3 protein-coding genes and 1 pseudogene are annotated in these 5,809 nt (G+C 72.6%); 3 read left to right on the top strand and 1 reads right to left on the bottom strand.

Annotated features, from left to right (window positions below; genetic code table 11):
• Together AOK15_RS45235 and AOK15_RS28005 are read left to right on the top strand one after the other, a co-directional pair.
• Nucleotides 1–505, top strand: a pseudogene (locus tag AOK15_RS45235) (hypothetical protein); the annotation flags it as partial.
• 194 nt (nucleotides 506–699) lie between these two features.
• On the top strand, nucleotides 700–948 hold the full coding sequence (locus AOK15_RS28005; protein ID WP_148087352.1) for a hypothetical protein: 249 nt from the start codon (nucleotides 700–702) through the stop codon (nucleotides 946–948).
• Nucleotides 949–1,092: 144 nt separating this feature from the next.
• Here AOK15_RS28005 and AOK15_RS48370 read toward each other — a convergent pair whose 3' ends face one another.
• Nucleotides 1,093–4,107 (bottom strand): AfsR/SARP family transcriptional regulator, encoded by a 3,015-nt coding sequence (locus AOK15_RS48370; protein WP_055521135.1) that lies wholly within the window; start codon nucleotides 4,105–4,107, stop codon nucleotides 1,093–1,095.
• Between the two features lie 462 nt (nucleotides 4,108–4,569).
• On the opposite strand from AOK15_RS48370, the gene AOK15_RS27995 reads away from it, so the two are divergent.
• Nucleotides 4,570–5,793 carry an IS701 family transposase gene (locus tag AOK15_RS27995; protein WP_055521134.1) on the top strand — a complete coding sequence of 408 codons (1,224 nt, stop codon included), beginning with the start codon at nucleotides 4,570–4,572 and terminating at the stop codon, nucleotides 5,791–5,793.
• The last annotated feature ends 16 nt before the right edge of the window (nucleotides 5,794–5,809 follow it).

The following is a 5,809-nucleotide window of genomic DNA, read 5'->3' as shown; positions in this document are numbered from 1 at the left end:
GCTCGTGGACATCGCCCGGGGCCTCGATCTGGAGGCGGCGGTATTCGCCGCTCTCCTCGGCAAGGAGCTGGGCCCGGTGCCCGAGCCCGCCCGTTTCGCCGCGATCGATTTCTTCCGCATGCCCGCGGGGCGACTGCGCACGGTCGCGGGAATCGACAGCATCTGCGCCCTGCCGTATACCCAGGCGGTGAATTTCCCCTATTCCCCGGGCGACTCCGTTCCTTTTCCGGGCGGCACCGGCAACGGATATGTGGTCGTGTCCGGTGAAACCGCCCGGGAGGCGGCTCGGCGCAGCGATGGCGCGGTGGAACTTCTCCGCGCCGACGTGCGGGAGGAGAAACCGGTCGACGATCCGGTTTGTGAACCGGTTGGAAAGCCGGTTTCGGAACCGGTTGGAAAACCGGTTGGAAAACCGGTTTCGGGACCGGCCGGGAAGCCTGAGACGGTAACGGGACAGCGGTCGGCGGAAAGACGGGTAGAAAGGCGGGAAGAGACGCGGGAATGAGGCGGTAACGGTGCTGTTTTCCCAGCTCAGAGGCGAGGAAGACGCAGGTCGGAAGAGAGGAACGGCACGGGAGGAGGTACTGGAAATGTCGGTGGTGTCAGAGGAGATGACATCCACCGAAGGGGCACAGAATGCGCGGCAAGATGACCGGCGTGATCGGCGTTATCGCTACGGCTGGCATTTGGGGGATTGCTGTGACAGGTCCGGTCGGCTCTCTTCTGGCGGACGACCACGGGCCCTCCGGAGCAACCGCGCGAGTGGTCCTCGCCGACGACCACGGCCCCTCGGTCGCGCCTCTCGACGACCACGGCCCCTCGGTCGCGTCCGCCTCCGGCCCGCTGAACGACGACCACGGCCCCTCGGTCGCGTCCGCGTCGGGCCCCCTGAACGACGACCACGGGCCGTCGGTCGTACGGCGGTCGCCGGTGCTCCAGGCCGCGTGAACCACCCGGTACGTCGTTCCAGCTGACGGCCAGCGCGTCGCGGGCCCCGGCCTCGAAAGAGGCCGGGGCCCGCTGTCTGTTCCGGCACCGGTCGTCCGATGCCGTCGTCCGGTGCCGGTCGTCCGGCGTCGGCCGGGGGCAGGGTCAGGCGAGGCGGTGGGCCTCGCGCGGCACCCCCATCTCGGCGAACAGCTCGTCGGCCCGGCGGCGGTGCTCCTGGGCACTCGCGTGGTCACCGAGTTCCTCGCCGGCCCTGGCCAGGCCGTGCAGCGCCTGCGCCGTCTCGTAGCGGAAGGCGATGCCGGAGGCCAGGTCGTGGGCGTTGCGATGCCGGTCGCGGGCCTCGGAGAACTTCCCCAGCGCACGCAGCACCCGGCCGGCGGCGTTCTCCACGGTGGCCCGGCGCGCGGTGGTCTCGGCGGCGGCCAGTTCCGCGGCCCGCTCGATGTAGGGCAGCGCCTGCTCGGGCCGGCCGAGCATCACATAGGCGTCGGCGCAGTAGGACAGGATGAGGGCCGTGTTGGCGGGCTTGTTCAGCCGGTCGCAGAGTTGCAGGGCCTCGTCGAGCCGTTCCAGGGCGGTCTGCGGTCTTCGTAGTCCCAGCAGGGCCAGGGCCAGCGTCGACAGGGAGACGATGGAGTTGCTGATCTCCCCGATCTCCCGGTACAGCGCGAGCGAGCGGGCCGCCGCGTCGGCCGACTCCTGGTAGCGGCCGAGGCGGGCGTTGACCGAGCTGAGCAGGCCGAGGCTCACCGCCTCCTCGCGCACCTGGCCGAGCTCCTGCTGAAGGCACGCGGAGCCGGTGAGCAGTTCCAATGCCTCGGCGAACTTGCCGAGGCTGTTGTAGACCTGGCCCAGTCTGCTCATGCACACGGCCTCGCCGAGCCGGTCGCCGCCGCGGGCGACGTCCAGCGCCTCCCGCAGATGCGCGGCGGACTCCTCGTACAGGCCGAGCCTCCACTGCCCCATCGCGAGGTTGGTCAGGCTGATGCGCAGCAGGACCGGCTGTCCGAGGCTGCGGGCGGCGGCGACGGCGGCCCGGTTGGTCTCCTGGAGGTCGTGCGGGTAGTTCCTGATGTGGGAGTGGAAGCCGAGGGCGCGCGGCAGGTACGCGGCGTGCAGCAGGTGGCCGTTCTCCACGGCCAGGTCCACCGCCGAGAGCAGGCTGTCGCGCTGCCGGTCCAGCCACTGGAGGGCCTCGTCGGCCGTGGCGAAGCCGGGGTGGAGGGGGCGGCCGGGCGGCAGGAACTCCGGGAACCGGGGCCGCTTCGGGAAGAGCGTGTCGCAGGCGCTCTCCGCCGTCAGCACGTAGTGGTCCAGGAGCCGCCCCACCGCCTGGTTCTCCTGCTCCCCGGCCTGCTCGGTGCCGAGGAGGCCGCGGGCGAAGCTCCGGACAAGATCGTGCATCCGGTACCAGCCGGGCTCGCGCTGTTCCAGCAGGTGGGCGTCGAGCAGGTGCTCCAGGACCTCCTCCGCGTCGTGGGGGTGGCAGTCGAGGAGGGCCCCGGCGTCCGCGGGGTCGATGTTCCGGCCCGGGTGCAGGCCGAGCAGCCGGAAGGCGGTGCGCTTGCCCTCGTCCATCGCCTGGTACGACATGCGCAGCACGACCGCGACGCTGCGGCCGGTGGAGTTGAGTTCGTCCAGGCGGCGGGTCTCGTCGCGCAGCCGGTCCACGAGCCGCTGGATCGTCCAGTGGGAGCGGTTCCTGAGACGGGCGGCGGAGATCCGGATCGCGAGGGGCAGCCGGCCGCAGAGCCGGATCAGCTGGGCGCACGCCTCCGGTTCGCGCTCCACCCAGTCGCGGCCGAGGGTCCGGGCCAGCAGTTCGGTGGCGTCGTCGTCGGTCAGCACGTCCAGCGAGAGCCAGCGGGCGCCGTCCAGGTCCACCAGGCGGGGGCGGCTGGTGACGATGGTGAGACAGTCGGGGGAGGCCGGGATCAGCGGCATGACCTGGTCGGCGGTGGCGGCGTTGTCGAGGACGATCAGCAGCCTGCGCTGCGCGGTGATCGAACGCCACAGCGCGGTACGGGCCGCGGGGTCGTCGGGCAGTTCCTCGCCGGGCACCCCCGCCGACGCCAGCAGCGCGTCCAGCGCGGCGGCCGAGCTCAACGGCTCCTGGCCGGGGGTGAATCCGCGCATGTCGACGAAGAGCTGACTGTCCGGCCAGTACGGGGCGAGCTGGTGGGCGGCCTGCACGGCGAGCGCGGTCTTGCCGCTTCCGCCCATGCCGTCGATGGCGACGATGTGCGCCCAGACCCCGTCCTTGTCGAGGGCCGTCTCACGGATCCAGTCCATCTCGGCGGCGCGGCCGGAGAAGTCGCGCAGCGCGTACGGCAGTGTGCTCGGCGACGAGGGCATGGCCGGCAGGGGCGGCGCGGGCACGGTGGTGGGCGTCGCCGCGGCGGACGGCGCGGGGAGGGCGGACGGCGCGGTCGGGCCGGGTTCGCCCGCCGGCGGTGAGGGGGCGGTGACGGGCGGCGCGGCCGGCTCCCGGACCGGCTCGGGCAGGGCCAGTTCGGGGCTCTGGCGCAGGATGTCCTCGTAGAGCTTCGTCAGGGCCCCGCTGGGGTCGATGCCCAGTTCCTCGGCGAGCAGGTGCCGGACGCGCCCGTACTCCTCCAGTGCCTCGGCCTGCCGTCCCGTGCGGTACAGCGCCAGCATCAGCTGCCCGCGCAGGGTCTCCCGCAGCGGGTGCTGATTGACCAGCACCCGCAGTTCGCCGACGACCGACGACGCCTCGCCGGCCGACAGCTGGAGGCTGAACAGCTGCTCGGCGGCCGCCAGATGCTGCTCCTCCAGCGCCGCCGAGGCCGCGTCGATGACCGAACCGCCGAAGCCCGCCATGACCGGGCCGCGCCACAGCTCCATGGCCGCTCTCAGCTCCTCCGCGGCGAGGGCCCGGCGGCCTTCCTCCACGGCCTTGCGCGCCCTGCGCAGCCGGGAGCGGTACTGGCTGAGGTCCAGCTGGTCCTCGCCCACCGACGCCCGGTAGCCAGGGCCGTCGGTCAGTATCATTTCGGCCCCGCCCGGTATGCGCTGCCGTAGTTCGGCGACCGCCTTGCGGATCTGGTGCGAGGCGCTGATCGGCGGATTGTCGTCCCAGGCGGCCTCCACCAGGCGTGGCACGGGAACGACGCGGTTCGCTTCCAGGAGCAGCATCACCAGTGTGCGTGAGCGGAGAGCCCCGCCCAGTTTCAGCGGCGAATCCTCGTGCCGGCCTTCGAGAACGCCAAGGATTCGGAATCTCGGGCTCCGAATTTCTGCAGCACGATGTGCCATCTTCGCACAGCCCCCCGTCGACGATCTTTCAGGTCTGATCGACAGCTGCCAGATTCTATGCAGGCTTGTTCGATCGCATCAATTGATACTTGTACGCTCCGCAACCGCAGTGTCACGGTAAACGCTTATTTCCTGTGACGGCTCGCCAGGTCAACTGGTGGCCATTTTCAACCCCTCGTTCCGGAGCGCCCGTTCTGCCCCTGTTGGCCCACGGCGCCAGCGACTTCCCGCCATGCGGGACCGAGGCGGAATCGGGCCGGGAAAGGCTCGGTACCGCCGACGGCCAGTGTGTTTTTTGGCCGGGAGTAGCCGCTCCGGCCGCCGTCCGGAGGGGGAAGGCCGATGTACGACCATCGCGACCACATCGCGGAGCTCTGCTCCAGACTGTTCGCCTCGATGCCGCGGCGCGGCCAGCGGCTCAAGGCGGAACGGTACGTCCGGGCCCTGCTGTCGGTGCCCGGACGCAAGACGTTGCGGAACATCGCCGACTGGATGGAGGGCGAGCCCGCCGACCGGGAGCCCGCCAAGCAGAGCGTCCACCACTTCATCAGCAACTCCTCGTGGGACTGGACGCGGGTGCGGCACGCGCTCGCCGGGTACGTCGAGGACGCCGTCGCTCCCCGCGCGTGGGTGGTGCGGCCCCTGGTGATCCCCAAGGCGGGGCCGCACTCCGTGGGTGTCGACCAGCAGTTCGTGCCGCACCTCGGCCTGACCGTCCACGGGCAGCAGGCGTACGGCGCCTGGCTCGCGTCCGAGCACACGGCCGTCCCCTGCGACTGGTCGCTGCTGCTGACCCGCGCCTGGCTCGACGACCCCGGGCGCCGCCGCCGCGCGCAGATCCCGGCCGGCGCGCTGCCCGCCGGGCCCGAGGAGGTCGCGGGCCGGCTCGCCCTCGACGCGAGCCGCGGTCTGCCGTCGGGGCGACCGGTCGTGGTCGACGCGGAGGGACTCGACCCCGCGCGGCTGCTGCGGGTGCTCGGCCCGGCCGGGGTGCCCGCCGTCGTCCGGGTGCCGGCGGCCACCGCGCTGCGGATCGACGCCTCGGTCCTGCACAGCTACAGCGAACGGCCGGCCACGGCGGACCAACTCGTCGCCGGGTGCCGGCGGCTGTGGCGACCCGCCGAGGGACGCGGGGTGCGGGCCGCGCTGCCGGTCGTCCTGCCCGCCGCCCCGCGGCAGCCGCTGCTGCTCCTCGCCCGGTGGACGGCCGGAACCCGGGGCCCCGACCGGTACTGGCTGGCCACCACGCCCGCCCTCGGCGCGGCCCCTGGCCCGGGCGCGCCCTCCGGTTGGGGCACGGCCCCCGGCCCGGGCGCGTCTCCCGGCGTCGGCGCAGCCCGCGGGGCCGGTGCGCCGTACCGCTCCGACGAGGCCCCGCTCGCGCTCGCCGCGCTGGCCGACACCGTGGAGCTGGCCTTCCGTCAGGTGTCCGAGCAGACGGGGATACGGGACTTCGCGGGCCGCTCCTTCCAGGGCTGGCACCGGCACATGACCCTGGCGTCGGCTGCTCACGCGGCGGCGGTGCTCCGTGACCGCCGGGCCGTGCACGGGGTGCGCGCGGCGTAGCCCCGCCGGGCGGGGG

This window comes from Streptomyces ossamyceticus, from assembly GCF_001418475.1.
GTDB lineage: Bacteria > Actinomycetota > Actinomycetes > Streptomycetales > Streptomycetaceae > Streptomyces > Streptomyces ossamyceticus.
The sequence above is the reverse complement of the archived record's forward strand: the minus strand, read 5'-3'. Positions and strand labels throughout refer to the sequence as shown.